Below are 26,878 nucleotides of genomic sequence, written 5' to 3' on the forward strand. Positions count from 1 at the left end.
TACTTAGATGGGCGAAGCCGTTTCGGCGAGGTTGGTGAGCGCCGAGCGCATCTGCGCGAGCGCGACGGCCGGCGGCTGCTGTCCGTTGAGGACGGTGGCGATGTTGGAGCCGGTGACGATCTCGAAGTTCGAGCCGGAGCCGGAGTACCAGCCGTCCGGGTCGTACACCGCGCCCTCGGCCGCGGCCGCGTAGTTGGCCTGGGGCTGGAGCGCCTTGAACTCGGCGCTGTCCCGGAACGGCAGCCAGGCCGGCACGTGCCCGCCCTCGGCCCAGGTCTTGCTCTGGTCCAGGAACGACTTGATCAGGCCCAGGGCGCGCAGCTTGCGCTCCGGGTCGGGCCGGTGCTGCTTGGGGATCACCAGCGTGTGCGAGTCGGCCTGCACCGCGTACTTGTCGCCGCCGTACAGGTTGGGGAAGAGCGTCATCGAGAACGGCGTCTTCGCGGTCTGGAAGGTGGAGATCTCCCACTCGCCCTGGAAGTAGAACCCGGCCTGGCCGGTGGCGAACGCGGCGACCGAGCCCGCGTAGTCCAGGGTCGGCGGGACGATGCCGCTGGAGGTGAGGCTCTGCATGAAGCTCAGCACCTGGGTGGCCTTGGCGTCGTCGATCACCACCCGGCGGCCCTCGTCGGCCAGCACCTCGCCGCCGAGTTGGCCGTACCAGGACTGGAACATCCGCCACGGCGTCGAGGTGTCGGCGGTGATCGCGACGACCCCGCCGTACGCCTTGGTGACGTCCTTGGCCTTGGTGAGGGCCTCGGTGAACTTCTCCGGGCTGTCCAGCGGGATCAGCGCCCCGGACGAGTCGAGCAGTCCGGCCTTCTCGCAGATGTCGGTGTTGTAGAACATCACGAACGGGTGGGTGTCCAGCGGGACCGTGTACGCCTTGCCGTTCACCAGCCCCGCGTTCCAGGCTGTCTGGTCGAGCTGGGCCGGGGTGATGCCGACCTGGGCCAGCTCGTCGAGCGTCAGCTCCTCGAGCAGATCGGAGGCGACCAGGGTCTTGGCCCGGGTGAGGTGGGCCACGGCCATGTCCGGCGGCTTCCCGCCCAGCGTGGCCAGCGACAGCTTCGTGTAATAGGGATTGCCCCAGGACAGGGTCACGGCCTTGAGATCGATCGCGGGGTTGGCCGCGCGGTACGCGTCGACCATCGACGTCATGCGGACGCCGTCGCCACCGCCGAAAAGATTCCAGTACGCGAGCGAGCCGGCCGCGTCACCGCCGGTGCCGAGCCCGCTGAGCACCGGCGTCGAACAGCCGGCCAGGGCCGCTCCCGCGCCCAGGCCGATCGCTCCGCGCAGCAGGGCGCGCCGGCTCAGATAGCTGGTCATGGCCAGACTGTGCCGCTGGTCTCACAAGGCACGCCAGACTAGGTGACTCTCGAAACAGAGAACGCGCGAACGCGATTCGAGAATTTACGACGATGTAGAGGACATTTGCCTCAGGAGGTCATCGATCCGGTCAGCTCTCATCGGCCGGGCGAAATGGAATCCTTGCGCATATCGATAGCCGACCTCGAACAACCGCGAGGCTTGCGAAGCCGTTTCCACGCCCTCGGCGATCGCGCGGACGCCCAGCCCGTCGGTGATCGCGATCAGCCCGTCCACCACCACCGCCTGCGGGCTCCGGTCGGTGACACCGGCGACGAACGACTTGTCCACCTTGAGCACGTCGACCGGGCAGGTGACCAGCAACGACAGTGACGACTGGCCGGTGCCGAAGTCGTCCAGGGCCACCCGCAGGCCCATCTCGTGCAGCTCGCGGACCGCGTCCAGCCCGGCGCCGGTGCCCAGCACCGCGGTCTCGGTGACCTCGGCCAGCAGATGGCTCGGGGCCAGGCCGGCCGCGGTCAGCATCGCGGCGACCGAGGCGGCGAAGCCCGGTTCGTGCAGCTGCCGGGCCGAGATGTTGACGCTGACGGTCTCCGGCGCCGAGCAGCCGTGCCGCTCCTGCCAGATCGCGGCCTGCGCGATCACCCGCTCCAGGATCCAGCCGCCCAGCTCGATGATGAAGCCGTTGCGCTCGGCCAGCGGGATGAACACGTCGGGGGAGACCGGGCCGTGCTCGGGGTGATCCCATCGGACCAGCGCCTCGACGCCGGCCACCCGGCCGTGCGGCAGCTCGACGATGGGCTGGTAGGCCAGCGACACCTCGTTGCGCGCGATCGCCTGGCGCAGGTCGGCGGCGAGCCGGGCGTCCACGTCGGCGACCCGGTCCATGATCGGGTCGAACCAGGTCCACCGGCCGCCGCCGCTGCGCTTGGCGGCGTACATCGCCACGTCGGCCCGCCGGATCAGCTCCTCGGGGCTGTCGCCCGGCGCCGACTCGGTGGCGCCGACGCTGACCCGGGCGACCATCTCGTGCCCGTCCAGCAGCAACGGCCGCTGCACGTGCTCGACCAGCCGTTGCAGCAGCGCGGCCACCTCGCCGTTGCTCATGCCGGGCAGCAGCAGGGTGAACTCGTCGCCGCCGAGCCGGGCCACGGTGTCCGCGGCGCGCAGGCCCTCGTGCAGCCGCCGGGTGACCGCCCGCAGCAGCGCGTCGCCGGTGCCGTGCCCGAGCCGGTCGTTGACCTCCTTGAAGTCGTCGAGGTCGAGCAGCGCCAGGTGGAACCGTTCGCCGGTGGCCAGCCGGCCGGTGACCTTGGCGGCGAACATCGTCCGGTTGGCGGTGCCGGTGAGCGTGTCGGTGGTGAGCAGCCGGCTGTTCTCCCGCAGCACGGTGATCTGCCGGATCACCACCAGGGCGGTGCTCACCACGGTGGCCACCGTGATCAGCCGGCCCGGGGCGCCGCCGTCCGAGGTGAGCAGCAGCGTGTCCATGGCGGCGATGGCGACGTACGGCAGCACGCTGAACCGGCGGGTGGACGGCAGCACCGCCGGGGTGCTCGGCGGTGTCGCGGCCAGCTGGCGGTGCGCGGCCAGGACCACGCCCAGCAGGGCGATCGGCACGGCCAGCAGGGTCGCGGTCAGGTGCGGGTGCCCGTTGACCAGCGGCAGCGCGCCGCCGCTGACGGTGCCCAGCGCCATCCCGATCGAGAGCAGGCGCAGCGCGTCCCGGTCCAGCCCGCCGTTCCCGGCGAACGCCACCTTGATGAACGCGATGATCGACACCGAGGCGGTGGCGAACACACACAGGAGGGGCACCACCGAGCCGGTCTGCTCCGACCAGGTGGACATGCTCCGGAGCGAGAAGTGCCACAGCGCCACGCCGCTGACCAGCACGACGATCCCGGCGTCGAGGCCGAACCGGGCCCACTCGCTGCCGCTGCGCCGACCGGCCGGCAGCCGCAGCAGCGCCCACATCGCGATGGCCAGGGCGCCCATGTACAGCAGCGAGCTCTGCGCCCCGATCTTCTGGGTCGGCGCGCCGTGGCCCAGCGCGTCGTACGCGTTGGAGATCACGCCCGCGAACAGCAGCCCGTTCGCCGACCCGATGTGCCGCCAGAAGCGGCGGACCGGTGCGGGCAGGGTGCTGCGCCGGGCCACCTTCAGGCAGGAGTACGCGGCCAGCGGCGTGATCGCCGCCGGTGGCAGCCAGCCGAGCAGCGGCGCCGACCACGCGTGGGCCAGGCCGATCCAGAACCAGGCCATCGCGAAGGCGAGCAGGACCGCGCCGGCCACCACCGGCGCCGGTGTCTTCCTGACCAGCCGCATGGTCCTCAGATCGGCAGCCCGGCCCGGTCAGGCAAGCAGAACGAGGATCGCTTCCCGGACCGCTTGCTGAGACGATCACGCCCGTGAGCACTTCGCCGTCCGTCGAGACGATCCAGCACCGCGCGATCTCGGTCGTGATGGCCTCCCAGGTGTTCAGCGGCGCCGGCCTGGCCGCCGGGGTGACCGTCGGCGGGCTGCTCGCCGCCGACATGCTGCACACCACCAGCCTGGCCGGCCTCCCGAGCGCGCTGTTCACCTTCGGCTCGGCCGGGACCGCGCTGGCCGTCGGCCGGCTGTCCCAGCGCCTCGGCCGCCGCGCCGGGCTGACCGCGGGCTATGCCGCCGCGGCGATCGGCGGCGCCGGGGTCGTGCTGGCCGCGGCGATCGACACCATTCCGCTGCTGCTGGTGTCGCTGCTGGTCTACGGGGCCGGCACGGCGACCAACCTGCAGGCCCGCTACGCCGGCACGGATCTGGCCGGCCCCGGGCGGCGCGGTCGCGCGGTCAGCTCGGTGCTCGTGGCGACCACGCTCGGGGCGGTCGCCGGGCCCAACCTGGTCGGGCCGACCGGCCGGTTCGCCGAGTCCCTGGGGATCCCCGCCCTGGCCGGCCCGTTCCTGCTGGCCGCGGTGGCGTACGCCGTCGCCGGTCTGATCCTGTTCGTGCTCCTGCGTCCGGATCCGCTGCTGGTCGCCCGGGCCCGGATCGCCGAGGTCGCGCCGCCCGGCCCGCGCTCGGCCACCGGGGTCATGGCCGGCGCCGCCACGATGGTCCTCACCCAGCTGGTCATGGTCGCGGTGATGACCATGACGCCGGTGCACATGCAGGCCCACGGCCACGGTCTGGAGGCCACCGGCCTGGTCATCGCGGTGCACATCGCCGCCATGTACCTTCCGTCGCCGATCACCGGCTTCCTGGTCGACCGCTTCGGGCGTACCCCCGTCGCCGTGGCCTCAGGAATCACCCTGCTCGCGGCCGGGGTGGTCAGCGCGACCGCCCCCTCGGACTCGGTGGCCCTCCTCACCCTGGCCCTGGCCCTGCTCGGGCTCGGCTGGAACCTGGGGCTGGTCGCCGGCACGGCCATGATCGCCGACGCCGCCTCCCCGCGCGTCCAGGGCAACGTCGACCTGCTGATCGCCCTGTCCGGCGCCGGCGGCGGCATCACCAGCGGCTTCGTCATGGCGGCGACGTCGTACGCCACCCTCTCCATCGCCGGCGGCGTGCTGGCCCTGGCCGTGATCCCGTTCGTGGCCGTTTCCGGACGGGCCTTGATAGGCAAGCCGTGACTTGCCTATAGTGCTGGGGTGGACGACGCCCCCGACCTCTGGAAGGCGCTGGCCGACCCGACCCGGCGGAAGATCCTCGACGAGCTGGCCGACCGCGACGGCCAGACCCTGTTCGAGCTCTGCGGCCGGTTGACCATGAAACACCAGCTGGGCTCCTCCCGGCAGGCCGTCTCCCAGCACCTCGACGTGCTGGCCGCGGTGGGCCTGATCAGCACCCGGCGCGAGGGCCGCTACAAGTTCCACCACCTGCACACCGAACCGCTCGAGCGCCTGACCGACCGCTGGCGCCCCGCTAAGGAGACCTGATGCGCATCACCGTCACCAGCATCCTCGTGCCCGACCAGGACGCGGCGCTGAAGTTCTACACCGAGAAACTCGGCTTCGTGAAGAAGACCGAGATCCCGCTCGGCGAGGCCAAATGGCTGACCGTCGTCTCACCGGACAACCCCGACGGCGTCGAGCTGGTCCTCGAGCCGGACGGCCACCCCGCCGCCAAGCCGTGGAAGGAGGCCCTGGTCAACGACGGCATCCCGTACACCTTCTTCGCCGTCGACGACGTCCGCGCCGAGCACGCCCGGCTGACCGCCCTGGGCGTCCGCTTCACCCAGGAGCCCACCGAGATGGGCCCGGTCACGACGGCCGTCTTCGACGACACCTGCGGCAACCTGATCCAGATCACCCAGATGTCGTCGTGACAATCCAATCCAAGATCAAGAGCCGAGGGCCTACTTCTTGAGCCGGCGGCTGCCGGCGTGCCAGTCCTCGACCTTGCCCGTCTCCTGCTCCGTGACACCGGACGACGGCAGCTGCAGCTGCTCGCGCAGGCTTCGCTTGAGCTCGGCGAACCCGGGGAACCGGGCCAGGCCGATGACGTGATCCCACAGCTCGGCGGCCTGCTTCTCGTCGGGCAGCCGGCTGATCACCGGGCCGAAGAACGCGACACCGCCGGGCGGCTCGAAGTGCACGATCGGCGTGCCCACATCCTTGCCCGTCAGCGACAGCGCCTCGTCCGACTCGGCCTGGATCTCCGCGTCCCGGGACGGGTCGTCGAGGAACTCGACCAGCGAGGCGGGCAGGCCGGCCTCGGCGAGCGCGGCCGCGGCGAGGTCGGGCGTGCCCTGCCAGCCGGGCGCCCGGCTCTCGTCGGGGCCGGTCTCGTGGATGCGGGCGCCGAACGCGGCGTACAGGGGTCCGATCGCCTCGCGACCGTGCTTCTCCCGCACCGCCGAGGCCACCCGCAACAACCGCAGCCCAGCCTGGTGCTGGGCCTCGTACCCCGGCGGGAAATGGCTGTCGTAGTCGAGGTGCGCGTTGATCAGGCGCAGCGAGATGAACCGCCAGTCGACCGTGTAGTCCCGTTGGGCCCGCACGATCCGGATCCACTTGCTCGTCATCCACGCGAACGGGCAGATCGGGTCGAAGTAGAAGTTGATGTCAGATCCCATGGCTGTCACCTTTCCACGCCGACCGGGCGCCGGCCCGGGACGGCGTGTGTGAATGCCGACCGGCTGCGCGCCGAGCGCACCGGATGGACTGGTGCCGCCGCCCTGGCCGCTGCGTAGGGTTCGGGGCATGTCGGAGATTGGTGCGGTGACCTACCCCTGGCTGGAAGCTCCCGCGTCCGCGGTCGCCGAGACGGCCCGTGAGTTGCTCGGGTGGCGGCTTGCCGCCCATGGCGTGACCGTGCGGCTGACCGAGGTCGAGGCGTACAGCGGGCTCGGTCTCGACCCGGCCTCGCACGCACATCGCGGGGTCACCGGGCGCAACCGGGTGATGTTCGGCCCGGCCGGCATCCTGTACGTCTACCAGATCTACGGCATGCACTTCTGCGCCAACGTGGTGTGCGGGCCGGAGGGCGACGCGGCGGCCGTGCTGCTGCGGGCCGGCGCCGTGGTCGACGGGCTGGAGACGGCACGGCAGCGCCGGCCCGCCGCCCGGGGCGATCACGATCTGGCTCGCGGTCCGGCCAAGCTGATGCAGGTGCTCGGGCTGGACAAGTCCGCGTACGGCACGTCGCTCATCGACGGCACCGGCCCGGCCCGGCTGACGCCACCCGAGTCGGCGGTGACGATCGAAGCCGGCCCGCGCGTCGGCGTGACCAGCGCGCATGACGTCCCGTGGCGCTTCTGGGTGAAGGACGACCCGACGGTCAGCGCGTACCGGCGGGCAGAAATTCGTCCACGCCGCGCAGCCGCGTCCTGAGCACCGATCGGGCCTTCGCGATGTCCAGCCGCACGTCGGTCGGCAGGCGCAGCTTCAGCGAGTCGATGGTGCCGGTGCGGAGCCGTGAAGGGTCGAGGCCGTCTCGCGAAGCGATGCGTACGCCCAGGTCGTAGCGATTGATCGGATCGGCCCCGGCCACGTTGAGGATGCCCGCGTAGTCGGAGGCAGCCAGCTCCAGCAGCGCGTCGGCGAGGTCCTCGACGTGCACCGGCTTGCGGATCATGTCGGTGAGCAGCACGCCGTCGAAGCGCCCGGCCACCATGTCGTGCACCAGCGTCTCGTGGGCACCGTCGCCACCGCCGACGATCATCGACGTGCGCACGACCGCCGCGTCCGGCCGCAGCCCGCGCACCGCCGTCTCGGCGGCCGCCTTGGCCGCGCCGTAGGCGTAGAGCGGATCCGGTGTCTCGGTTTCGTCATATTCGCGGTCCGGCCGGCCGGGGAAGACGGCGTCGGTGGACACGTGGACCAGCCGAGCGTCGACGGCTGCGGCCGCCGCGGCGACGTGCGCGGCGCCGTCGGCCATCACGGTCCAGTCGGCACGAGCCGACGCGGTGTGGATCACCGCATCCGGGCGAACCGACCCCAACAGCGAAAGAACGTTCGTTCTCTCTCGGACGTCCAGCCCGAGCGACCGCGACGTCCGCACGATCTCGTGACCGGCCGCAGTGCCACGCGAGACGAGCCGCCGTCCCAGGTATCCGGTCGCCCCGGTGATCAGAATCCGCACGAAGCCCAGTTAACAGTATTGACAGTGCTCTATAGCGGTGTAGTTCTATAGACACTCACCAATTGGTGACAACGATGTCAAGGACGGCCCCCATGCGTCGTACCCTCGCTTGTCTCGCCTCTCTCGTCCTCACCGTCGGCGGCCTGGCCATCACGACCACGCAGGCCCAGGCGGCCGACCTCCCCCTCACCCAGCACGTCAACCCGCTGATCGGCACCGACGACAGCAACTCGCCCAACCCGGTCGGCGGCGGCGCCGGCGGGAGCACCTTCCCGGGCGCGACGGTGCCGTTCGGCATGGTCCAGTTCTCCCCGGACACCCCGACCGGATCACCGTCCGGCTACCGCGACCGGGACCGCACGATCGAGTCGTTCAGCCTCACCCACTTCAACGGGGCCGGCTGCCCGAACAACGAGGACCTGCCGATCCTGCCGATCACCGGCAACCTCGGTAACTCGCCCGGCAACAGCTGGACCAGCTACGCGTCGGCGTACACCAAGTCCAACGAGGTCGCTCAGGCCGGTTACTACTCCAACCGGCTCGACAAGTACGGCACCGGCGTCGAGCTCGGCGCCACCAAGCGCACCGGCGCGATGCGGCTCACCTTCCCGGCCACCACCGCCGCCCGGGTGTTGATCAACGCCAGCCGCTCGGCCACCGGCGACCGGGCCGGCAACGCGACGATCAGCGGCAACCGGGTCTACGGCGAGCACACCGCGGGCGGCTTCTGCGGCGGCGGCACGTTCCCGATGTACTACTCGATCCTGTTCGACCGGACGCCGAGCAGCGTCGGCACGTTCAACGGCGGCACGATCAGCAACGGCTCGACCAGTGTCAGCGGCAACCAGGCCGGCGCCTTCGTCACCTTCGACACCACCGGCAACCAGGTGGTGAACGCGACCGTCGGCATCTCCTTCGTGAGCGTGGCGAACGCCCAGAACAACGCCACCGCCGAGGCGGCCGCCTTCAACACCGTACGCGGCAACGCCGACGCCGCCTGGAACACCGCCCTGAACCGGGTCCAGGTCACCGGCGGTTCCGCCGCCGACCTGCAGAAGTTCTACACGTCGCTCTATCACGTGCTGCAGAACCCGAACCTGTCCAGCGACACCAACGGGCAGTACCGCGGCTTCGACCAGGCCGTGCACACCGCCGGCCATCCCGTCTACCAGAACTATTCCGGCTGGGACATCTACCGCTCGTGGGCGTCGCTGGTCGCGCTGATCGCCCCCGACGTGATGACCGACATCATGAAGTCGATGGTGCTGGACGGCCAGCAGGGCGGTCTGCTGCCCAAGTGGTCGCACCAGACCCGCGAGGACTTCGTGATGCCCGGCGACCCGGGTCCGATCATCGTCGGGTCGGCGTACGCCTTCGGGGTCCGCGGCTTCGACACCGCGGCCGCCCTCGACTTGATGAAGAAGAGCGTCGCCGGCGGCGGGCAACAGGGCTACGTGCTGCGCGGCAACTACGCCACCTACAACGCCAACCGCTACATCCCCGGCAACCCGTCGGAGACGCTCGAGTACGCCAGCAGCGACTTCGCGATCGCCCAGTTCGCCAAGGCGGTCGGTGACACCGCGACCTACACCAGCGCGTCGACCCGCTCGCAGAACTGGCGCATGATCTTCAACGGCGAGTCGGGCTACATCCACACCCGCGACTCCGGCTTCACCTGGCCGCTCAATCCCGCGCAGGAGAGCCCGTACGTCGAGGGCAACGCCGCCCAGTACACCTGGATGGTCCCGCACAACCTCGGCGGCCTGGTCAACGCGATGGGCGGTCCCGCCACCGCGGCGCAGCGCCTCGACCACCACTTCACCGAACTCAACGGCGGCCTGGTCCGGCCGTACTTCTACATCGGCAACGAGCCCGAGCACAACGTGCCGTGGACCTACAACTACGCGCGCCGACCGGCCGGCGCCAGCGACGCGGTCCGCCGCGTGATGAGCGAATCGTTCACCACCGGGGCGGGCGGCCTCCCCGGCAACGACGACCTCGGCGCCACCTCGGCCTGGTACGTCTGGTCGGCGCTCGGCATGTATCCCGTGACGCCCGGCGCGGACACCCTGGCCCTGCACGGCGCGCTCTTCCCCAGCGCCGTCATCAAACGGTCGGCCGGCGACATCACGATCACCGGTGGCAGCAGCGCCAACCGCTTCGTGCAGTCGGTCAGCCTGGGCGGCTCGTCCGTCGCCAAGAGCTGGATCCGCTATCCCGACATCGCCGGCGGCGGCACCATCGCGTACACGATGGGTGGTTCCGCGTCGACCTGGGGAACGCGTGCTGAGGACGTACCCCCCAACTTCGCCGACGGCGCGACCCAACCGCCCGCGGAACCGGACCTCGGCCCCAACCTGCTCCAGGGCCGGAGCGTGACCGGATCGGCCGGCTGCAACAGCGCCGAGGCCGCCGTTAAGGCGGTCGACGGCGCGATCCGCGGCAACAGCAAGTGGTGCTCGTCGACCACCCCGCTGCAACTCCAGGCCGACCTGGGCTCGGCGCAGACGGTGACGGCGTTCGTGGTCAAGAACGCCGGCCTGGGCGGCGAGGGCACCAACTGGAACACCGGCGGCTTCACCATCTCGACCAGCACCGACGGCGCGTCCTGGTCCACCGCGGTCACCGTGACCGGCTCCCGGGCCAGCCGCTCCTACCAGCCGATCCCGGCCCGGACGGCCCGGTACATCCGGCTCGACGTGACCGCCGCGACCAACGACGGCAGCGGCACCGCGCGCGTCTACGAACTGGAGGCCTTCGGGGGAGCGAACGCCGACGTGGCGCTCCGCAAGCCCGCGACGGCCGACTCCTCGTGCGCCGGCGAGGGCCCCGAGAAGGCGGTCAACGGCAGCTGGCTGGCCGGCTGGACCGACAAGTGGTGCTCGACCTCGGCGGCCAAGTGGCTGCAGGTCGACCTGTCCACCCGCCAGCGCGTCGGCTCGGTGGTGATCCGCCACGCGGGCGCCGGCGGCGAGTACCCGACCTGGAACACCCGGGACTTCGACGTGCAGACCTCCGACGACGGGAGCAACTGGACGACCCGGGCCCAGGTGCGCGGCAACACCGCCGATTCGACCACAACGTCGATCGGGGCGGACGCTCGCTACGTACGTGTGAATGTGGTGACGCCTGCTCAGGACGGCAACACCGCGGCCCGCATCTACGAACTAGAGGTACGGGCGTAATCACCCGGGATGGGTGGAAGGTCCCGTTCCGCCCATCCCGGGGCTTCAAGATCAAGAGCTTGATGTCGTGCCTTTGTGGGTGGCTCTGACCGTCGCTCCCGCCGGGGTCGGCCGCGCGGCTCCTGGCCGCTGGCGCGTCCAAACCAGAGCCGCGCGGCCTTCATTCTGAGTGAGTGGTTGCGCTCCTCAAACCCCTCCGCCGCCCCTTTGCTCTGAGCGCATATAGGCACCACCTCGGTGACGTGCGCATAGTGCTCAGAGCAAACAGTGGTAGGTCCTGACGGTATTCGGGGCCGTGATGCCGGGCTGGCCTACCGGTGTTCGTGGCGGTGGTAGCCCCGCCCCGATCCTGCCTCTGGCCGATCACGGTCAGAGCCCCGAGCGCCACCGCCACCGCCACGAGCAGTGGTAGGCCAGCCCGGCATCGCAACCCAAAACACCGCTAGGACCTACCGGCCGGGCGGCTCGCTAGCGTGTGGGGCGTGGAGGTTCCGGGGTGGGTTTCGGTGGTTTGTGGTGGGCGGGTGGCGGCCGGCGGGGATCAGCTGCGGTGCTGGGGGATCAGCGAGACGTGGCGCGTCCGGTGGGATGACGGGTCGACCGCGATCGTCAAGCGGGCGCCGGGGAGGAAGCTCTGGCGCTCGATGTCTACGAGCAGCTGCTGATTCCGGGCGGGATCGCGGCGCCACGGCTGATCGCGTCGCATCGAGGGGACGGGTTTGTCGTCCTGATGTTCGAGGATGTCGGGCGGTTTTCGTTGGCGGAGCAGCCGTCCGAGGGCGGTTGGCTGGCGTCGGCCCGGTTGCTGGCGCGGCTCCGGCATGAGGCGCGGGCGCGGGTGGGCGCCGCCGGGCGGTTCCGGTTCGCGGCGGGCGAGATCTCTGACACGTGGGTGCGGGCCGGCGCCGCGCTCGCCGCGGTGCGACCGGATCTCGCCGGCGCCCTGGACAGTTGCGGGCCGTTGCTCGCGCCGAATTTCCGCCAGCTGGCCGGGACGGTTCCGGAGACGATCGTCCACGGCGACTTCGAGGCGAAGAACATCGTGCTGACCGGGGCCGGGCCCTGCGCGGTCGACTGGTCGTCCGCGCAGGTCGGCGCCCACCTCGGTGATCTGTACAGCCTGGTCCGCGAGGCGAAGCCGGCGGACGAACTGATCGCCGCCTACGCCGACGAGTGCGCCCGGCTCGGCGCGCCGGCGGCCGACCTGCGGTGGCAGCTCGCCCTGGGCGGGGTGGTGTGGACCCTGCGAGCATTGCGGTGGGTGCTCGAGGAGGGCATCCACGTGGTGCCGGAAATGCTCACATGGATCGATGAGCTGGTCGAGCGGGCCGGCAACGTCAGCGAGGAGCTACGGGCGGCGTAGCTGGGCCAGGGCCAGCCTGGTCGCGTCGGCGATCAGCTTGTCGTCGGTCGCCGCGCCCGCGTCGTCGTGGGTGGTGAGCACGGTCAGTACGATCGGCGCGCCGGTCGGTGGCCAGAGGACGGCGATGTCGTTGCGCGTTCCGTACGCCGCGGTCCCGGTCTTGTCGCCGACCGTCCACCCGGCGGGCACCCCGGCCCGGATGGTGTTGTCGCCGGTGGTGTTCGCGCGCAGCCACGCGACCAGCTGTGCGTGATCCCGGGAGCAGCCCACGGCGTACGCCCGGAGGTCGGCCCCGAGCGCCCGCGGCGTGCTGGTGTCCCGCCGGTCGCCCGGGACCGCCGTGTTCAGGTCGGGCTCGATCCGGTCCACCGACGTCACCCGATCGCCGATCAACCGGAGTTCCCGCTCCAGCCCGTCCGGGCCGCCGAGCTCGCGGAACAGCAGGTTCCCGGCCGTGTTGTCGCTGACCGTGATGGCGGCCGACGCGATGTCGCCCAGCGGCATGCCCTCGTCCACGTGCAGCGAGGTGATCGGCGAGTAGTCGACCAGGTCGGCCCGCGTGTAGTGCACGATCCGGTCCAGGTCGGCGTCCGTCGTGTTGTCGAGCACGGCCGCCGCGGCCAGCGCTTTGAACGTGGACGCGTACGCGAATCGCTGGTCGGCTTGGTAGGTCACGGTCCGTCCGGTGCCGGTGTCCATGGCGTAGACACCGAGCCGTGCGTCGTGGTCGGCCTCGAGGCCGGCGAACGTCGGCCCCGGCGCCACCCCGAGCGAGAGGACCAGGCTGATCAGAGGTACGAGTGCGGTCATGCCGGAAACCCTGCCGGTGGCGTCGTCATGCCGTCCAAGACGAAAGCGGCGCGTTCCATGCTGATCTGGCATAGTCGCCGCTCATGGACCTGGTCGCCGCGAGCCGCGCGTTCGTCGCCGTCGCCCGGCACGGCAGCTTCACCGTCGGCGCGGCCGCCATCCGCGTGCCGCAGTCGGTGGCCAGCCGCCGCGTCGCCGCGCTGGAGTCGCACCTGGGCGGCGACCTGCTCGACCGCACCAGCCGGGTGCTGACACTGACCGAGTTCGGCGCCGACCTGCTGCCCGCGGCGCGTCGCCTGGCCGACCTGGCCGACGCCCTGGAGCACGACGCCGAGCGGGCCCGGCGGCGCCCGTTCCGTCTGGCCGTGCCGGCCATCTGCCCGCCGCGGGAGCTGGCCCTGCTCGCCGCCGAGGCCCGCGAGCAGGGCCTCCACCTGGAGCTGTCGACGGCCGCGACGGGGGAGGGCGCCGCCATCGCGCCGGTCCCGCCCGACGTGGCGACCTGGTCGGTGCCGCTGGGCCTGGCCGCGATGCGTGAGCCGGTCACCCACGTCGAGAACCTCAAGCATCGGGCGGGTACGGGGTTCCGCACGATCTGGATCCAGCCCGAGGACGACGTCCCGCACGTCCGGGACCGCCTGACCCGCCTCGGCGCGAGCGTCGGCCTGCGCCCGGCCCAGATCGTGCTGGCCACCTCGCTGGTGTCGGCGGCCGCGGAGGTGCTGTCCACCGAGGACCTGCTGCTGTGCTCGGCCGCGCAGGCCACCGACCTGGGGTTGCGATGGGGTCCGATCGGGGAGCTGACGCTGGCCCGTGGCTACGATGCGATCGCCGGGCCGCGCGCGACACTGGACCGCGTCCGGCGGTTGCTTCGGGGTCCGGTGGGACGTGCGTTGGGGGTTCCGTCGTGAGCACGGCACGGGTCTTCCGGGAGGCCCGAGAGGTCTTGGACGACGCCGGCCTGCGCGGCGGTTTCCTGGTGCGTGACCTGGATTCCGGCGAGGAACTGGGCCTCGAGCCGGACGCGGTGTTCCCGGCGGCGTCCCTGATCAAGGTGCCGCTGGCGGTGGCCGTGCTGTCGCTGGGTGAACGCGGCGAGCTCGATCTCGCGGCGCCGGTGACCGTGCCGCCCGACCCGGTGGCGGCGCCGGGCCCGCCCGGGCTGATGCGGTTCCGCCATCCGGCCACGATCGCGGTCGAGGATCTGCTCTACCTGAGCGTGGCCCTGAGCGACAGCGTGGCCGCCGACAAGTTGTTCGCGCTGACGCCGCCCGCGGTGGTCGCCGACGAGCTGAGGCGGCTCGGCGTGGACGGGATCGCGGTCCGGCACCGCACGCTCGACCTGATGGACACGCCGGCCGAACACCTGCCCGCCGGCCACGCCCATCTCGCCCACGAATTGGCGATCGGCGCGGGCACGGCCGGGCAGGGTCATCCGGTGCCGCAACTGGACGTGAGCCGGGCCAACGCGGCGTCGGCGCGGGCGTTCACCGACCTGCTGTCGGCAATTTGGCGGCCGTCGAAGATCAGCGACTTCGCCGCCTCGCGGGTGCGCGAGCTGATGTCGTTCAACGTGCACCGGCAGCGGCTGGCGCCCGATCTCGCCTCGGACGCGTCCCGCTGGTCCTCCAAGACCGGCACGCTGCTGACCATGCGGCACGAGATGGGGGTGGTCGAACACGCGGACGGCTCGGCGTACGCGATCGTGGCCCTGACCGAATCGAGGGTGCCGGCCGTGGTCCAGCCGGCCGCGGAAGCCGCCATGGGCCGGGTGGCGCGCCTGTTCCGCGACCTGCTGCGCTCCTCCTAGGCCGGTTTCCGAACCGGCCAGGGCTGCGGCGTGGCCGGGTTGTCAACCCGGCCTCAGCAGCCGCCGCTGATCAGCCGCACCGCTTCCGCCTCGGTCAGGGCCGGGGCGGGCAGTGGATGCGCGGCGGGCGCCCGCAGCCCGTCCAGCACGAAGCCCAGGTGTCGCCGCCACCTGCCGGCCATGCTCGACCGCGGCGCCGGAGCGATCCTGCTGTCGACCGGCTTGAGCGGCCTGCGCCCCATGCCCATGCTGGGCAGCCTGGCCCCCGCCTCGGCGGCCATGCGCATGTACGGCCTGACGCTGCACGACTCGGTGGCCGCCGACGGCGTCTTCGTGGGCACGCTGACGATCGGCGGCCTGGTCGCCCGGGGCGAGATCCACCAGATGTTCAGCTCCCGGCCCGGCGGCGACGCCCTGGAGACGCTCGACCCCGACGCCATGGCCGACACCGCGTGGCAGATGGTCACCGCCCGCGGCCCGGCCGAGCACGTCTTCATCACGCCGAGCCTCGCCACGGTGTAGTTCAGGGCTGGAACAGCTTCCAGCTCCCCTCGGAGACGACCCGGGCCACCCCGTCGACCACGCAGATGGCGGTCTGGTCATCGATCGCATAGGTCGGAGCCGGAATCCGGGCCGCCCACTTCTCCGCGTTGGCCAGGGAGGCGTCCGGGTGGTGCTCGTGGTCCAGATGGGGAATCACCGCGAAGTCCACGAGCCCCGCCCCCTGCCCCGTGACCAGAATCCGGTCGACGTCCCCGTCCGGCGTACCGAACACGACGTTCTCCGACTCGAGCGGCCCACCGTTCCCCCGAGGCGGTTCAACATAGGTCTCGACAAACGTGGACGTGGCCGCGATGGCCCCCGCGCTGACCCCCACATATACCGCCTCGTCCCGCAGCGCGTGCAGCAGCCCGCCCAACCCCGACCGCCGCATCCACTCAGCCAGAAACAGCGGATCACCGCCCCAGACCAGCAGCGCGTCGGCTTCCCGGACCGCCGGCACCCAGGCCGCTTCATCAATGTGGGGCAACACCGTCAGTTCCAGAATCCCCAGCGATTTCCACCCCAGCCCCGCCAGCGACGCCGCCCCTTCACCGGCAATCGCCTTCCAGGCCATGGCCGGCCCGCCGGGAAAGGGATAGATGCCAGTCAGAACAATGAGCGCGCCGGCCTCTTCGATCGGTTTGCCCAGCAGCCCGGCCAGCGCGTCACGAATGCTGTCGTTCGATACCCCGGACGAGGTGAGGAGTGCTCTCATGCCCTCACCTTGCCCCGCCCACGCACCCGGCGCATGTAGTACTCGCCGTGCGGGCGCCCTGTGGACAGTTCTCCAGAACGTCGATTTCGAGCGCTACGGTGACGCCCACCCAGTGATGGGCGGGGGAGGTGGCGGCGCGCGCGAGATGTCAACTTCGATTTCCGGCTCCGCGACGCCGCGCCCGGGGACGGCGGCGCTGCGCTCGGTAACAGCCGGGCCGCGCTCGGGAACGGCGCGGGCCGTCGCAGTCAGCCGACGAAGTCCTGCGTGAACCAGACCAGGCCGTCGTCGCGGGTCACGGCCAGGCCGATGCGCTTGAAGGCGCCGTTCAGGAGGTTCTTGCGGTGGCCGTCGTTGGGCGGGGTCTCGGCCAGCATGCTGTCGGTGATGCGGTTGGCGGCCTCGATGATCGCGGACCGGCTCGCGCCGCTGGAGCGGAAGCCGATGTTCTCGCCGGCCGTGCGGAACTGGACGCTCTGGTTGCTGAAGCGGGGGCCCAGGTCGGCCTCGCCGGAGCAGCGGTGGCTCAGGCCGCAGCCGTTGCTGAGCATGGCCTCGTTGTGCAGCTCGGAGGCCTTGGACAGGGTGGCGTCCAGGGTCAGGGCGCCGCGGCCCTCGTCGGCCCGGGCGGCGTTGATGTGGGCCAGGACCGCGTCCAGGACGGCGTCGCCGGTCGGCGGCACGTTCACCGTCGGGGCCTTGCGCTTCGGCTTCGACGACGTCGCCTTCGCCTTCGGGGAGGGCTTCTTCGGCGGGACGACCGGTCGGGGTTCGGCGGCCGGCGGCTTCGAGGCCGGCGAGGTGGTCGGCGCGGTGGTGGGCGCGGTGGTCGGCGGCGGGGCGGCCGACGACGGGTCGTCCTCAGGAAGAGCGGGTGGGGCGGGGGCGAGCTGGGCCGAGTTGGTGGCCTGGGTGTCGCCGGCGTGGCGCTGGAGGCCGGCGAACGTGAAGCCGGAGCCGATCACGACGGCGGTGGCGCCGGCGATCAGCAGGTGGGGGACGCGTGAGGTGGACACGGCGCCACTATTCGCGGACCCCGCGGCCGCGGCGCGACGGCACAGGAGTCCTTAAGGGTCCCCGCAGGCTGATCTAAGGGCTGTGAGCTGGTTGTTGCTTTGAAGGGTGACCTCGCACGGACCTGGAGCCCGCGGGAGCAAACGGTCTGGACCACGACGGACGCGGGCATATCCATCTCTTGGCTTTGATCTTGGTACGAAGCTCACAAGCTGACAAACCGCAGTGACGCCCATAGATTGATCCCCAACCGTCACGACGAAGGGGATCGGCGATGACGATTTCGCGCCGCGCTCTGCTGACCGCCCTGGCCGCCACTCCCGTGCTGAGCGCCTGCGGCGGCGTTTCGACCACCGGGACCACGGGTTCCGGCGGCATAACCCTGATGTCCAACCAGTTCAGCCCGGTCGAGGAGAAGTAGCGCTTCGAGCAGATCCTCAAGAAGGCCCCGGTGCCGGTGGCCTTCAACCAGGTCGAGACCGGCATCTTCGCCTCCACCCTGACCACCCAGGTGGCGGCCAAGAAGGTGCAGATCAGCGTGGCCGGCGCGCTGCACGGCGACCTGGCGCCGCACTCCGACCGGCTGACCGACCTCGACGACCTGCTCGGCACGCTGGGCGACCGGGGCTTCCCCCAGGAGCTCACCGACCTGGCCAAGCTGGGCGGCGGCACCACCAAGTACATCCCGTGGATGCAGGCCAGCTATGTGCTGGCGGTGAACAAGAAGGCGCTCGAGTGGCTGCCGTCCGGCGCCGACGTGCAGAAGCTGACCTACGACCAGCTGCTCGACTGGGCGACCAAGGGCCGGGCGGGCAACGGCGGCAAGCCGATCCTCGGCATCCCGGCCGGCGTGAAGGGCCTCTACCACCGGTTCTTCCAGGGCTTCCTGCTGCCGAGCTTCACCGGCGGGCAGATCACCACGTTCCGCAGCGCCGAGGCGGTCACCGCGTGGGAGTACATGAAGGAGCTGTGGGCGCAGACCGCGCGGGGCTCCACCAACTACGACAACCTGCAGGAGCCGTTGCAGCGGGGCGAGGTGCTGGTCGGTTTCGACCACGTGGCCCGGCTGGTCGGGGCGCCCGGTGACAAGCCGGATGATTGGCTGATGGTGCCGGCGCCGAGCGGGCCCAAGGGGCTGGGCTACATGCTGGTGCTGGCCGGTCTCGGCATCCCGCAGGGCGCGCCCGACGTGGCCAAGGCCAAGCAGGTGATCACCGCGCTGACCACGCCGGATGTGCAGCTCGAGGTGCTCAAGCAGAACGCGTTCTTCCCGGTCACCAACGCGCCGGTCCCGGCCGACCTGCCCGGCGCGGTCGGGCTCGCGCAGAAAGCGATCAAGGGCCAGCGGGAGGCGCCGAACGCGATTCTGTCGCTGCCCCCGGTCGGGCTCGGCGCGCGGGACGGTGAGGTCGGCCAGATCTTCAAGAACTGCTTCAAGGAGATCTGCCTGGACGGCAAGCCGGTCCGGCAGGTCCTCGACGCGCAGGCCACCGAGCTGAACAAGATCCTGGCCGAGCTGAAGATCCCGTGCTGGCAGCCCGACCCGGCCGGCGCGGAGTGCAAGGCCGGATGAAGAAGCTCTGGCTGATCCTGCCGTCGATCCTGTTCATGGCCGCGCTGTTCGCGTGGCCGCTGGTCAGCGGTGTGCTGCAGGCGTTCTCCGAGCCCGATTCGTTCAGCCGGATGGTCGACGACCCGTACTTCTGGGAGGCCGCCCGCAACACCGCCCTGCTCATCGTGGTGCTCATCCCGCTCCAGTTCGTGCTGGCCATCACCATGGCGCTGCTCCTGCGGGAGAAGCCCCGGCTGGCTGGGCTGCACTTCTACCTCTGGGTGGTGCCGCTGGCGATCAGCGACCTGGCCGCCGGGCTGGTGTGGCTGTCCATCTTCACCGATCGGGGCTACCTCAACTCGGTGCTCGATCATCTGGGGATCGACTCGTACGCGTGGCTGTCGGTGGAGAACCCGGGGACGATGTTCCTCGCCGTGCTGATCGCCGAGCTGTGGCGGGCCACCTCGCTGGTCTTCGTGATCGTGGTGGCCGGGCTGCGGAACGTGCCGCGCGACTACGACGAGGCGGCCGCGGTGCTCGGCGCGACCTACTGGCAGCGGGTCCGCCACGTGATCCTGCCCCAGTTGCGGCCCAGCCTGCAGGTGGCGCTGATCCTGCGGACGATCCTGGCCCTGGAGGCGTTCGCGGTGGCCCAGGCGCTGACCGGGCGCAGCTTCCCGCTGCTGGTCGGCGAGACCTACCAGTGGTACTACACGCTGCAGAACCCCAACGTGGCCACCGCGATCGCGCTGGTCGTGCTGATGCTGTCGATCGTGGCGTCGATCGGATACCTGAGGGTGATGCGCGGTGCTCGGTAAGCGCTGGGTGGTCCAGCTTCTGTGCGTACTCGTCTCGCTGTTCATGGCCGTGCCGATCTACCTCATCGCGCTGGCCGCGTTCACCAGCCGCGAGGCGCTCAACCAGTTCCCGCTGCCGCTGCTCCCGACCTCGTTGTCGAGCGAGACGATGGGTACGTTCCTGCGCTCCACCGGCATCGTCGGCGGCCTGATCAACTCGGTCACGATCGGGCTGAGCACGGTCGTGCTGGCGCTCGCGATCGGGTTGCCCGCCGGGTACGCGCTGGCCCGTCACGCCTTCCGCGGCAAGGACGTCTACCAGCTCGGCCTGCTGCTCACCCGGGCCCTGCCGATCGTGGTGCTGTCCGTCCCGCTCGGCCGCACGTTCCTCGACCTCGGGCTCTACGACACGTCGTACGGCGTGACCCTGCTGCACACCGCGCTCGCCCTGCCCACCACGATCCTGATCACCTCGGCCATCTTCCTGGGCGTCTCGCACGAGCAGGAGGAAGCGGCGATGATCTTCGGGGCGACCCCGCTGGCCGCGTTCGTCCGGGTGGTGCTGCCGCAGGCGCTGCCCGGGATCGCCGCCTCGGCCCTGTTCACCTTCGTGCTGTCCTGGAACGAGGTGCTCGGCGCCAGCATCCTGACCCTCGGCCGCCGCACGCTGCCCGCCCAGCTGCTGGCCACGCTGGCCGACTCGCCGCTGGCCTTCCGGTTCGCCGGCGGGCTGGCGCTGGTGCTGCCGGCGCTGATCTTCATCCTGATCGTGCGGCGCTATCTGCTCAACATGTGGGGGACGACGCTCCGATGAACGTGACCGTCAGCAACCTGGTGAAGACCTACCCGTCGGGCCACCGGCGGGCCACCGACAACATCTCGCTCTCGGTCGAGGACGGCGAGTTCCTGGTGCTGGTCGGCCCCAGCGGCTGCGGCAAGACGACGCTGCTGCGGATGGTCGCCGGCCTGGAGACCCCCGACTCGGGGACGGTCACCATCGGCGGGCGGGACGTCACCGCCCTGCCGGCCCGGGAGCGCGGGCTGTCGATGGTGTTCCAGTCGTACGCGATCTTCCCGCACCTCAAGGTCCGGCAGAACATCGGTTTCGGCCTGACCATGCGCAAGGTCCCGCCGGCCGAGTGGTCTTCTCGGGTCCAGCGGGCGGCGGAGCTGCTGGATCTCGGCGACTACCTCGATCGCTATCCGGCCCAGCTCTCCGGTGGCCAGCGGCAGCGGGTGGCCGTGGCCCGGGCCATCGTGGTGGACGCCGATGTGCTGCTGATGGACGAGCCGCTGTCCAACCTGGACGCCCTGCTGCGCATGCAGTTCCGGGCCGAGCTCAAGAAGATCGTCGGGCGGCTGGGTACGACCACCCTGTACGTCACGCACGACCAGGCCGAGGCGATGTCGCTCGGCGATCGGGTCGCGGTGATGCGCGACGGCACCATCGCCCAGCTGGGGACGCCGATGCAGGTGTACGCCGAGCCGGCCGAGCAGTTCGTCGGCGGTTTCCTGGGCGCGCCGCCGATGAACTTCTTCCCGGCTCTGGTCCGCGAAGGCCGCCTCGTCGTCGACGACGTCGCGTTCGACGGCGCCCCGGACGGCTGGGAGGACCGGAAGGTGCTGGTCGGCATCCGCGCCGAGAATGTCGGTGTCGACGGGGACATTCCGGGCGAGGTCGAGGTGGCCGAGCCCACCGGGGCGACCACCCTGCTGACCGTCCGGTGGGCCGGCGGCGAGCTCAAGGTCCAGACCGCGTCCGGCTTCACCGGGTCGTCCGTCGGCCTGACGTTCCCGCCGTCCGCGTTGCGATTCTTCGACCCGGACACATCTCTCGCCCTCCACTAGGGACATCCGTTGCCACTGTCACCTAGCGTGTAGGACGTGGACACGGATGCCGTCTTAGACCTGTTCGCCGTCGTCGTCGCGGTCGTCGCCCTGAGCGTCACCGCCCTGCTCGCCATCCGGCAGATGCGCACGTCCGCCGCCGGCTACGCCCTGCCCGTCGTGCTGCAGATGTTCGACCAGTTCCGCGGCGAGGAGTTCTTCGCCGCCCGCGAATACGTGCTGGACGTGCTGGCCAAGGAGTTCGATCCGCCGCTGCCGTTCCGCGACCTGCCGCCCGAGGTGCGCAGCCAGGTCCGCATGGTGGCCGGCCGCTACGACGACCTCGGCAAGCTGGTCGCCCACCGGGTCGTCGACCCCGAGCTGGTGATCGGCGGCAACGGCACCGCGATCCGCCAGGTGTGGGCCGCGGTGGCGCCCTTCGTCCGCCAGGAGCGCGCCGTCTACGGCACGACCACCTGGATCTACCTGGAAGACCTCGCCAACCGAGCCCAGGCCATGCCCCCGCGCGACATCTACGCCAAGTTGGGCCTCCAGCACAGCGCCGAACTTTAAAAGATCAACAGCAGGATGTCGTAGCTCGGTGGGTGGTACAGACCGTCGCTCCCGCCGAGGGTCGCTTCGCTCCACGTGCGTAAATGGTCACCCTGGGAGAGAAGCCCATTCGTGTCCGGGATGCACCTTTTCGACGGCTGATCGCAGCCAGTCGCGTTGCTCGGGGGACATGCGCGGCCAGGCCGTGGCCAGGTCGGCCCGGTCCTTGTCGCGCGCCGCCTTGGCCTTGAAGAGCAGGGCCACCTCGGGGTTCAGGTACGGGATGCCCTCATCGGTGTACGAGACGATCTCCTCGTACGGCCGCCGGATCGACTCGTCCCGCCGGCAGATCCAGATGTCCCCGTCGTGCGGCTCGCGGAACACATCGAACCGCCACGCCTGCGCCGCCCGGTCGTAGGCCCAGGTCTGGTGCGACTCCCCGCCCAGCGTCTCGGCCGTCATCCGGCCCAGCTTCTGCTCGCCCAGCGGCACCCAGAAGTCGAGCTCGGGGAAGCGCGGCGGCATCGTCTCGAAGAACGACGACGCGACCGCCACCTCGAGGTCCTCGTGCTCCCGGGTCTGCGTCCCGACGAACAGGTCGATGGCCCAGCCGCCGGCCACGTACCAGGGGAAGTCGGCCCCTGGCATCCGTGCCGTGAACGTCGCCGGATGCCAGGGCTGCCACGCGTCGATGTCGGGATGCATCCGTCAACCGTAGAGTGCCTCCGTGGCCATCAACATCAGCGGCATCGCCAGGCGCGTCGCCGAGAAGCTCGCACCGGCGCGCAAGTCCGCGCCCAGGCACGTCCCGACGGCGGACCGCGGCCGGCGGGTCGAGTACGCCCCGAACCTGGACGGCGACGCCGATCCCGGCGAGATCGTCTGGACCTGGGTCAAGTACGAGGACGACCCGCGGCAGGGCAAGGACCGGCCGGTGCTCGTGGTCGGCCGTGACGGCCGTACCCTCCTGGGCCTGATGCTCTCCTCGCAGAGTGAGCGCGACGGCCAGCGCAACTGGTTCGGGCTCGGCCCGGGGTCGTGGGACCGCGAGAACCGGCCGAGCTGGGTCCGGCTCGACCGGGTGCTCGAGGTCGACGAGGACGGGATCCGCCGCGAGGGCGCCGTGCTCGACCAGCCGCGCTTCGATCAGGTGGCCGTCGAACTGCGCCGCGACTACGGCTGGGCATGATCACGAGAGCACTGGGTTAGTTTTGTCGTATGGAACAAGCGGACGTGATGGTCGGATTCGGTGGCAAACAGGCATGGATCGCCGTACGCGATGGTGACCCTTCATCGATCATCGCCGCGCTGGGCCTGCGTGACCTGGGGGAGATCCGCTGGCGCGACGGCATCGACCTGGCCCACCTGACCGACAACCGGGTGGCGGTCACCCCGCCGATCGACGGCTGGGCGCTGGCCGTCGGCCGCCGGTTCCTGGTCGCCACCCCCGACCTGCCGGCGCTGTCCAAGGAACTCGATACCGAGGTGCAGTTCTTCGCGACGCATCGGGTCACCGAGTCGCACCGCTGGCAGCGCGCCGCCCACGGTCAACTGATCAGGGCGTTCGGGTACGTCGGGCAGACCGGGGAGATCACCTCGTGGCACGGCGACCCTGACCCCGCCGAGCGTGACGCTGGGCTACCCGGCACCATGAACGACGACACCACCGTGCTGGTCGCCGAGCAAGACGTGCTCAGGGTCGCCGCTGCTTGGAGCGTCGACCCCACCACGATCGGCGGCCGCGTGGCACCGGGACCCCTGCGGATGGGATCTGTCGATGCGTAAGTACGTGATCATGGGTGTGCAGGGCAGCGGCAAGGGCACCCAGAGCAAGATGCTGTGTGCCGCGTACGAGATGGTGCACCTCAGCGTCGGCGACCTGTTCCGCTGGCACGTGCAGAACCACACCAAGCTCGGCGCCCAGGTCAAGCGGACCATGAACGCCGGCGAGCTGGTCGGCGACGACCAGGTGCAAGAGGTGGTCCGCTGGCGCCTCGACCAGCACGACTGGAACTACGGCTTCGTCATCGACGGGTTCCCGCGCAACGCCCGGCAGGCCGAGTTCTTCATGGAGTCGTACGACATCGACGCCGTCATCCACCTGGAGATCCCGGACGACGAGGTGCGCCGCCGGGTGCTCAGCCGCCGGCTCTGCCCGAACTGCGGCATGGACTACAACCTGATCGCCGACCGCCCGTCCGAGGAGGGTCGCTGCGACATCTGCGGCCACGAGCTGGTCACCCGGCCGGACGACACGCCCGAGGCGCTCGACGCCCGGCTCCGCGACTACCACGAGCAGACCCGGCCGGTGCTGGAGCTGTTCGGGCGCAAGGAGCCGGTCCTCAACATCGACGCGCGGCCGCCGGCTGACGACGTACAGGAATCAATCCGGAAGGTCCTCGGTCTTTAGCCGGGCCTCGATCGCCTCGCAGACCTTCTCGACCACCGCGAACCGGGCGTAGTGCTTGTCGTCGCCGGCGATCACATGCCACGGCGCCCAGGTCGGGTCGGTGCGCTCGAGCATCTCGTTGATCGCGATCTCGTAGGTCTCGCGCTTCTGCCGGTTCCGCCAGTCCTCGTCGGTCAGCTTCCACTGCTTGAGCGGGTCGTTCGAACGCTCCTCGAAGCGCCGCAGCTGCTCCTCCGGCGACACGTGCATCCAGAACTTGACGATGATCATGCCCTCGGCGACCAGGGTCCGTTCAAATTCCACGATCTCGTTGTACGCGCGGGACCACCGCTCCTTCGTCGCGAAGCCCTCGACCCGCTCGACCAGCACCCGGCCGTACCAGGACCGGTCGAACACGGCCATCCCGCCCCAGCCCGGCAGCTTGGGCCAGAACCGCCACAGGAAGTGGTGCCGCTTCTCGTCGTAGGTCGGGGCGGCGAACTGGGACACCCGGACGAACCGCGGGTCGAGCGGCGTTACCAGCCGCTTGATCGCGCCACCCTTCCCGGACGCGTCCCAGCCCTCGAAGACGCAGGTCAGCGGCGGTCCGATCGGGGTGTTGAGCTGACCGCCCAGGGTCAGCCGCAACCGGAGGAGACGCTGCTGCGCCTCGGCCAGGCGGGCGACCGCCTTCTTCTTGCTGATCTCGTACGGCGGCGCGGGGTTGACGAGGCGACTCATCGCCTCAGCATGGCGAAACCCGATGTGATCCGCACCTGGCCGTGCGCGACAATTCCCCGGTGACTTTCGTAGACGACCTGCAGTGGCGTGGCCTGATCCAAGACTCGACCGACCCGGAGACGCTCCGGCCGGCGCTCGACGACGGGCAGCTGACGTTCTATGTCGGCTTCGACCCGACCGCCGCCTCGCTGCACGTCGGGCACCTCATGCAGGTGCTCACCGCCCGCCGTCTCCAGCAGGCCGGCCACCGCCCGTTGCTGCTGGTCGGCGGGGCCACCGGTCAGATCGGCGACCCGCGGGAGTCGAGCGAGCGCACGCTCAACCCGCCCGAGGTCGTGGCCGAGTGGGTGCAGCGGATCCGCGACCAGCTCGCGCCCTTCCTGTCGTACCAGGGTGAGAATGCCGCGACCCTGGTCAACAACCTGGACTGGACCGGGCCGACCTCGGTGATCGAGTTCCTGCGCGACGTCGGCAAGCACTTCCCGGTCAACAAGATGCTGGCCCGCGACGTGGTGCGCAACCGGCTGGAGAGCGGCATCAGCTTCACCGAGTTCAGCTACCAGCTGCTCCAGGCCAACGACTTCTACGAGCTCCATCAGCGGCATGGGTGCGGGCTCCAGTTCGGCGGGTCCGACCAGTGGGGCAACATCACGGCGGGGGTCGACTTTGTCCGCCGCCGGGGCGCCGGGCCGGTGCACGCGTTCACGACACCGCTCGTGCTCAAGGCGGACGGCACGAAGTTCGGCAAGAGCGAGGGCGGTTCGGTCTGGCTCGACCCGGCGATGACCTCGGCGTACGCGTTCTACCAGTTCTGGATCAACGCCGACGACAAGGACATCTCGAACTACCTCCGCTACTTCTCGTTCCAGTCCCGCGCCTCGCTCGAAGCGCTGGAGGAGGAGGCGGTCGCCAAACCTCAGCTTCGCTCCGCTCAGAAGGCTTTGGCGTACGAGCTGACGTCGCTGGTCCACGGCGTTGCTGAGGCCGATCAGGCCGTGGCGGCGTCGCAGGCGCTGTTCGGGCGTGGTGCTCTGGCGGATCTGTCTTCCTCGACCCTGCGTGCCGCGTTGTCCGAGGCCGGTCTGGTGTCGGTGCCGGCGTCGTCGCTGGCCGTCGGCCAGCTTCTGCAGCTCGCCGGCCTCGCGAAGAGTGGGGGAGAGGCGCGGCGGACGGTGGCCGAAGGTGGGGCATACGTGAACAACGAGCGCGTTACCGACGCCGAGGCTCTCGTTCCCGCTTCCGCTCTGTTGCATGGGCGCTACCTGGTGTTGCGGAAGGGCAAGCGAACGTTTGCCGGCGTCGAGGTTCTGCCCTCCTGAAACGCGTTTTCCCAGGTCGGGGGCCTGTGACCGCGGTCGCAGCCCCCCGATTTGGAGCCCCGGGAAACCCCATGTAATGTTCTCTCTGCCACCAGGGAAACGGGCGAGCCGCGGAGGGTAAAACCACTGCAGCGGCCGTCCTGGAGGTCACCCCGAGGATCTAGCCTTTAAATGAGGCTGATAACTTGGTGTGTGGTTGTTCTTTGAGAACTCAACAGGGTGCTTGATAAGCCAGTGCCAATTTATGGCGAGGTTTTGTTTTGCCTCGCAATTCCTTTGGCAACAAGATTGTTTGTTGCTGGGATTTGAAATATCTCTAGATTTTGTTGGAGAGTTTGATCCTGGCTCAGGACGAACGCTGGCGG

General features: G+C 70.3%; 30 protein-coding genes. 19 read left to right on the top strand and 11 right to left on the bottom strand.

Features of this window, described 5'->3' with window-relative positions; translation table 11 throughout:
* Positions 1-3: 3 nt before the first annotated feature.
* Positions 4-1,332 (bottom strand): extracellular solute-binding protein, encoded by a 1,329-nt coding sequence (locus AB0O15_RS27390; RefSeq protein WP_364323742.1) that lies wholly within the window; start codon positions 1,330-1,332, stop codon positions 4-6.
* A gap of 84 nt (positions 1,333-1,416) precedes the next feature.
* Entirely contained in the window at positions 1,417-3,657 is a 2,241-nt protein-coding gene (locus AB0O15_RS27395) for a bifunctional diguanylate cyclase/phosphodiesterase (protein ID WP_364323744.1), read from the bottom strand.
* Between the two features lie 83 nt (positions 3,658-3,740).
* On the opposite strand from AB0O15_RS27395, the gene AB0O15_RS27400 reads away from it, so the two are divergent.
* Genes AB0O15_RS27400 through AB0O15_RS27410 form a run of 3 tightly spaced genes read left to right on the top strand, consistent with a single transcriptional unit; the run spans position 3,741 to position 5,638 of the window.
* Positions 3,741-4,943 carry an MFS transporter gene (locus AB0O15_RS27400; protein WP_364323746.1) on the top strand — a complete coding sequence of 401 codons (1,203 nt, stop codon included), beginning with the start codon at positions 3,741-3,743 and terminating at the stop codon, positions 4,941-4,943.
* A gap of 18 nt (positions 4,944-4,961) precedes the next feature.
* A complete protein-coding gene (locus tag AB0O15_RS27405) occupies positions 4,962-5,249 on the top strand; it encodes a metalloregulator ArsR/SmtB family transcription factor (RefSeq protein ID WP_364323748.1) in 288 nt (95 codons plus the stop codon).
* Entirely contained in the window at positions 5,249-5,638 is a 390-nt protein-coding gene (locus AB0O15_RS27410) for a VOC family protein (RefSeq protein WP_364323750.1), read from the top strand. Before AB0O15_RS27405 ends, AB0O15_RS27410 begins: the two co-directional genes overlap by 1 nt.
* A 30-nt stretch (positions 5,639-5,668) precedes the next feature.
* On the opposite strand, the gene AB0O15_RS27415 is transcribed toward AB0O15_RS27410, so the two are convergent.
* The gene (locus tag AB0O15_RS27415; RefSeq protein ID WP_364323752.1) at positions 5,669-6,388 is read right to left on the bottom strand and encodes a hypothetical protein; all 720 of its coding nucleotides are present in this window, start codon (positions 6,386-6,388) and stop codon (positions 5,669-5,671) included.
* Positions 6,389-6,515: 127 nt separating this feature from the next.
* Between AB0O15_RS27415 and AB0O15_RS27420 the strand changes: the two genes are divergently transcribed.
* Positions 6,516-7,145, top strand: a complete 630-nt coding sequence (locus tag AB0O15_RS27420; RefSeq protein WP_364323754.1) for a DNA-3-methyladenine glycosylase — start codon at positions 6,516-6,518, stop codon at positions 7,143-7,145.
* On the opposite strand, the gene AB0O15_RS27425 is transcribed toward AB0O15_RS27420, so the two are convergent.
* Complete coding sequence (locus AB0O15_RS27425) at positions 7,093-7,896, bottom strand: sugar nucleotide-binding protein (RefSeq protein WP_364323756.1); 804 nt, start codon at positions 7,894-7,896, stop codon at positions 7,093-7,095. The genes AB0O15_RS27420 and AB0O15_RS27425 overlap by 53 nt on opposite strands.
* A 92-nt stretch (positions 7,897-7,988) precedes the next feature.
* Between AB0O15_RS27425 and AB0O15_RS27430 the strand changes: the two genes are divergently transcribed.
* Positions 7,989-11,081, top strand: a complete 3,093-nt coding sequence (locus AB0O15_RS27430; RefSeq protein ID WP_364323758.1) for a GH92 family glycosyl hydrolase — start codon at positions 7,989-7,991, stop codon at positions 11,079-11,081.
* 541 nt (positions 11,082-11,622) lie between these two features.
* On the opposite strand, the gene AB0O15_RS27435 is transcribed toward AB0O15_RS27430, so the two are convergent.
* Positions 11,623-11,787, bottom strand: a complete 165-nt coding sequence (locus tag AB0O15_RS27435) for a hypothetical protein (protein WP_364323760.1) — start codon at positions 11,785-11,787, stop codon at positions 11,623-11,625.
* Between AB0O15_RS27435 and AB0O15_RS27440 the strand changes: the two genes are divergently transcribed.
* Entirely contained in the window at positions 11,776-12,444 is a 669-nt protein-coding gene (locus tag AB0O15_RS27440; protein ID WP_364323825.1) for a phosphotransferase, read from the top strand. The two genes, AB0O15_RS27435 and AB0O15_RS27440, sit on opposite strands and share 12 nt — an antisense overlap.
* On the opposite strand, the gene bla is transcribed toward AB0O15_RS27440, so the two are convergent.
* A complete protein-coding gene (gene bla / locus AB0O15_RS27445) occupies positions 12,430-13,254 on the bottom strand; it encodes a class A beta-lactamase (RefSeq protein ID WP_364323762.1) in 825 nt (274 codons plus the stop codon). The two genes, AB0O15_RS27440 and bla, sit on opposite strands and share 15 nt — an antisense overlap.
* An 83-nt stretch (positions 13,255-13,337) precedes the next feature.
* On the opposite strand from bla, the gene AB0O15_RS27450 reads away from it, so the two are divergent.
* Positions 13,338-14,165, top strand: a complete 828-nt coding sequence (locus AB0O15_RS27450) for a LysR family transcriptional regulator (RefSeq protein ID WP_364323764.1) — start codon at positions 13,338-13,340, stop codon at positions 14,163-14,165.
* Positions 14,162-15,064: a serine hydrolase gene (locus tag AB0O15_RS27455; protein WP_364323765.1), complete on the top strand. Its 903-nt coding sequence runs from the start codon at positions 14,162-14,164 to the stop codon at positions 15,062-15,064. The genes AB0O15_RS27450 and AB0O15_RS27455 overlap by 4 nt, the downstream gene beginning before the upstream one ends.
* A gap of 53 nt (positions 15,065-15,117) precedes the next feature.
* Here the strand turns inward: AB0O15_RS27455 and AB0O15_RS27460 are convergent, their stop codons facing one another.
* Entirely contained in the window at positions 15,118-15,246 is a 129-nt protein-coding gene (locus AB0O15_RS27460; RefSeq protein WP_364323767.1) for a hypothetical protein, read from the bottom strand.
* Between AB0O15_RS27460 and AB0O15_RS27465 the strand changes: the two genes are divergently transcribed.
* A complete protein-coding gene (locus AB0O15_RS27465; RefSeq protein WP_364323769.1) occupies positions 15,245-15,586 on the top strand; it encodes a hypothetical protein in 342 nt (113 codons plus the stop codon). The two genes, AB0O15_RS27460 and AB0O15_RS27465, sit on opposite strands and share 2 nt — an antisense overlap.
* Before the next feature lies 1 nt (position 15,587).
* Here AB0O15_RS27465 and AB0O15_RS27470 read toward each other — a convergent pair whose 3' ends face one another.
* Positions 15,588-16,322: a Type 1 glutamine amidotransferase-like domain-containing protein gene (locus AB0O15_RS27470; protein ID WP_364323771.1), complete on the bottom strand. Its 735-nt coding sequence runs from the start codon at positions 16,320-16,322 to the stop codon at positions 15,588-15,590.
* Between the two features lie 248 nt (positions 16,323-16,570).
* Positions 16,571-17,338 carry a CAP domain-containing protein gene (locus AB0O15_RS27475; protein WP_364323773.1) on the bottom strand — a complete coding sequence of 256 codons (768 nt, stop codon included), beginning with the start codon at positions 17,336-17,338 and terminating at the stop codon, positions 16,571-16,573.
* A gap of 272 nt (positions 17,339-17,610) precedes the next feature.
* Between AB0O15_RS27475 and AB0O15_RS27480 the strand changes: the two genes are divergently transcribed.
* Genes AB0O15_RS27480 through AB0O15_RS27505 form a run of 6 tightly spaced genes read left to right on the top strand, consistent with a single transcriptional unit; the run spans position 17,611 to position 22,085 of the window.
* Positions 17,611-17,757 (top strand): hypothetical protein, encoded by a 147-nt coding sequence (locus tag AB0O15_RS27480; protein WP_364323775.1) that lies wholly within the window; start codon positions 17,611-17,613, stop codon positions 17,755-17,757.
* Between the two features lie 30 nt (positions 17,758-17,787).
* Complete coding sequence (locus AB0O15_RS27485) at positions 17,788-18,909, top strand: ABC transporter substrate-binding protein (protein ID WP_364323777.1); 1,122 nt, start codon at positions 17,788-17,790, stop codon at positions 18,907-18,909.
* Positions 18,906-19,706 (top strand): sugar ABC transporter permease, encoded by an 801-nt coding sequence (locus AB0O15_RS27490; protein ID WP_364323779.1) that lies wholly within the window; start codon positions 18,906-18,908, stop codon positions 19,704-19,706. Before AB0O15_RS27485 ends, AB0O15_RS27490 begins: the two co-directional genes overlap by 4 nt.
* The gene (locus tag AB0O15_RS27495) at positions 19,696-20,499 is read left to right on the top strand and encodes a carbohydrate ABC transporter permease (protein ID WP_364323781.1); all 804 of its coding nucleotides are present in this window, start codon (positions 19,696-19,698) and stop codon (positions 20,497-20,499) included. Before AB0O15_RS27490 ends, AB0O15_RS27495 begins: the two co-directional genes overlap by 11 nt.
* Positions 20,496-21,533: an ABC transporter ATP-binding protein gene (locus AB0O15_RS27500; RefSeq protein ID WP_364323783.1), complete on the top strand. Its 1,038-nt coding sequence runs from the start codon at positions 20,496-20,498 to the stop codon at positions 21,531-21,533. The genes AB0O15_RS27495 and AB0O15_RS27500 overlap by 4 nt, the downstream gene beginning before the upstream one ends.
* Before the next feature lie 36 nt (positions 21,534-21,569).
* Positions 21,570-22,085 (top strand): hypothetical protein, encoded by a 516-nt coding sequence (locus AB0O15_RS27505; protein WP_364323785.1) that lies wholly within the window; start codon positions 21,570-21,572, stop codon positions 22,083-22,085.
* A gap of 87 nt (positions 22,086-22,172) precedes the next feature.
* Here the strand turns inward: AB0O15_RS27505 and AB0O15_RS27510 are convergent, their stop codons facing one another.
* Positions 22,173-22,769: a hypothetical protein gene (locus AB0O15_RS27510; RefSeq protein WP_364323787.1), complete on the bottom strand. Its 597-nt coding sequence runs from the start codon at positions 22,767-22,769 to the stop codon at positions 22,173-22,175.
* 22 nt (positions 22,770-22,791) lie between these two features.
* Here AB0O15_RS27510 and AB0O15_RS27515 point away from each other — a divergent pair, with 22 nt between their 5' ends.
* Genes AB0O15_RS27515 through AB0O15_RS27525 form a run of 3 tightly spaced genes read left to right on the top strand, consistent with a single transcriptional unit; the run spans position 22,792 to position 24,474 of the window.
* Complete coding sequence (locus AB0O15_RS27515) at positions 22,792-23,253, top strand: type II toxin-antitoxin system PemK/MazF family toxin (RefSeq protein ID WP_364323789.1); 462 nt, start codon at positions 22,792-22,794, stop codon at positions 23,251-23,253.
* Between the two features lie 29 nt (positions 23,254-23,282).
* Positions 23,283-23,849 carry a hypothetical protein gene (locus AB0O15_RS27520; RefSeq protein WP_364323791.1) on the top strand — a complete coding sequence of 189 codons (567 nt, stop codon included), beginning with the start codon at positions 23,283-23,285 and terminating at the stop codon, positions 23,847-23,849.
* Entirely contained in the window at positions 23,842-24,474 is a 633-nt protein-coding gene (locus AB0O15_RS27525) for a nucleoside monophosphate kinase (RefSeq protein WP_364323793.1), read from the top strand. Before AB0O15_RS27520 ends, AB0O15_RS27525 begins: the two co-directional genes overlap by 8 nt.
* Here the strand turns inward: AB0O15_RS27525 and AB0O15_RS27530 are convergent.
* Positions 24,448-25,194, bottom strand: a complete 747-nt coding sequence (locus AB0O15_RS27530) for a UDP-galactose-lipid carrier transferase (protein WP_364323795.1) — start codon at positions 25,192-25,194, stop codon at positions 24,448-24,450. The genes AB0O15_RS27525 and AB0O15_RS27530 overlap by 27 nt on opposite strands.
* Before the next feature lie 59 nt (positions 25,195-25,253).
* Between AB0O15_RS27530 and tyrS the strand changes: the two genes are divergently transcribed.
* On the top strand, positions 25,254-26,513 hold the full coding sequence (gene tyrS / locus AB0O15_RS27535) for a tyrosine--tRNA ligase (RefSeq protein ID WP_364323797.1): 1,260 nt from the start codon (positions 25,254-25,256) through the stop codon (positions 26,511-26,513).
* Positions 26,514-26,878 lie beyond the last annotated feature (365 nt).

It is taken from the genome of Actinoplanes sp. NPDC089786, assembly GCF_040684855.1.
Taxonomy (GTDB): domain Bacteria; phylum Actinomycetota; class Actinomycetes; order Mycobacteriales; family Micromonosporaceae; genus Actinoplanes.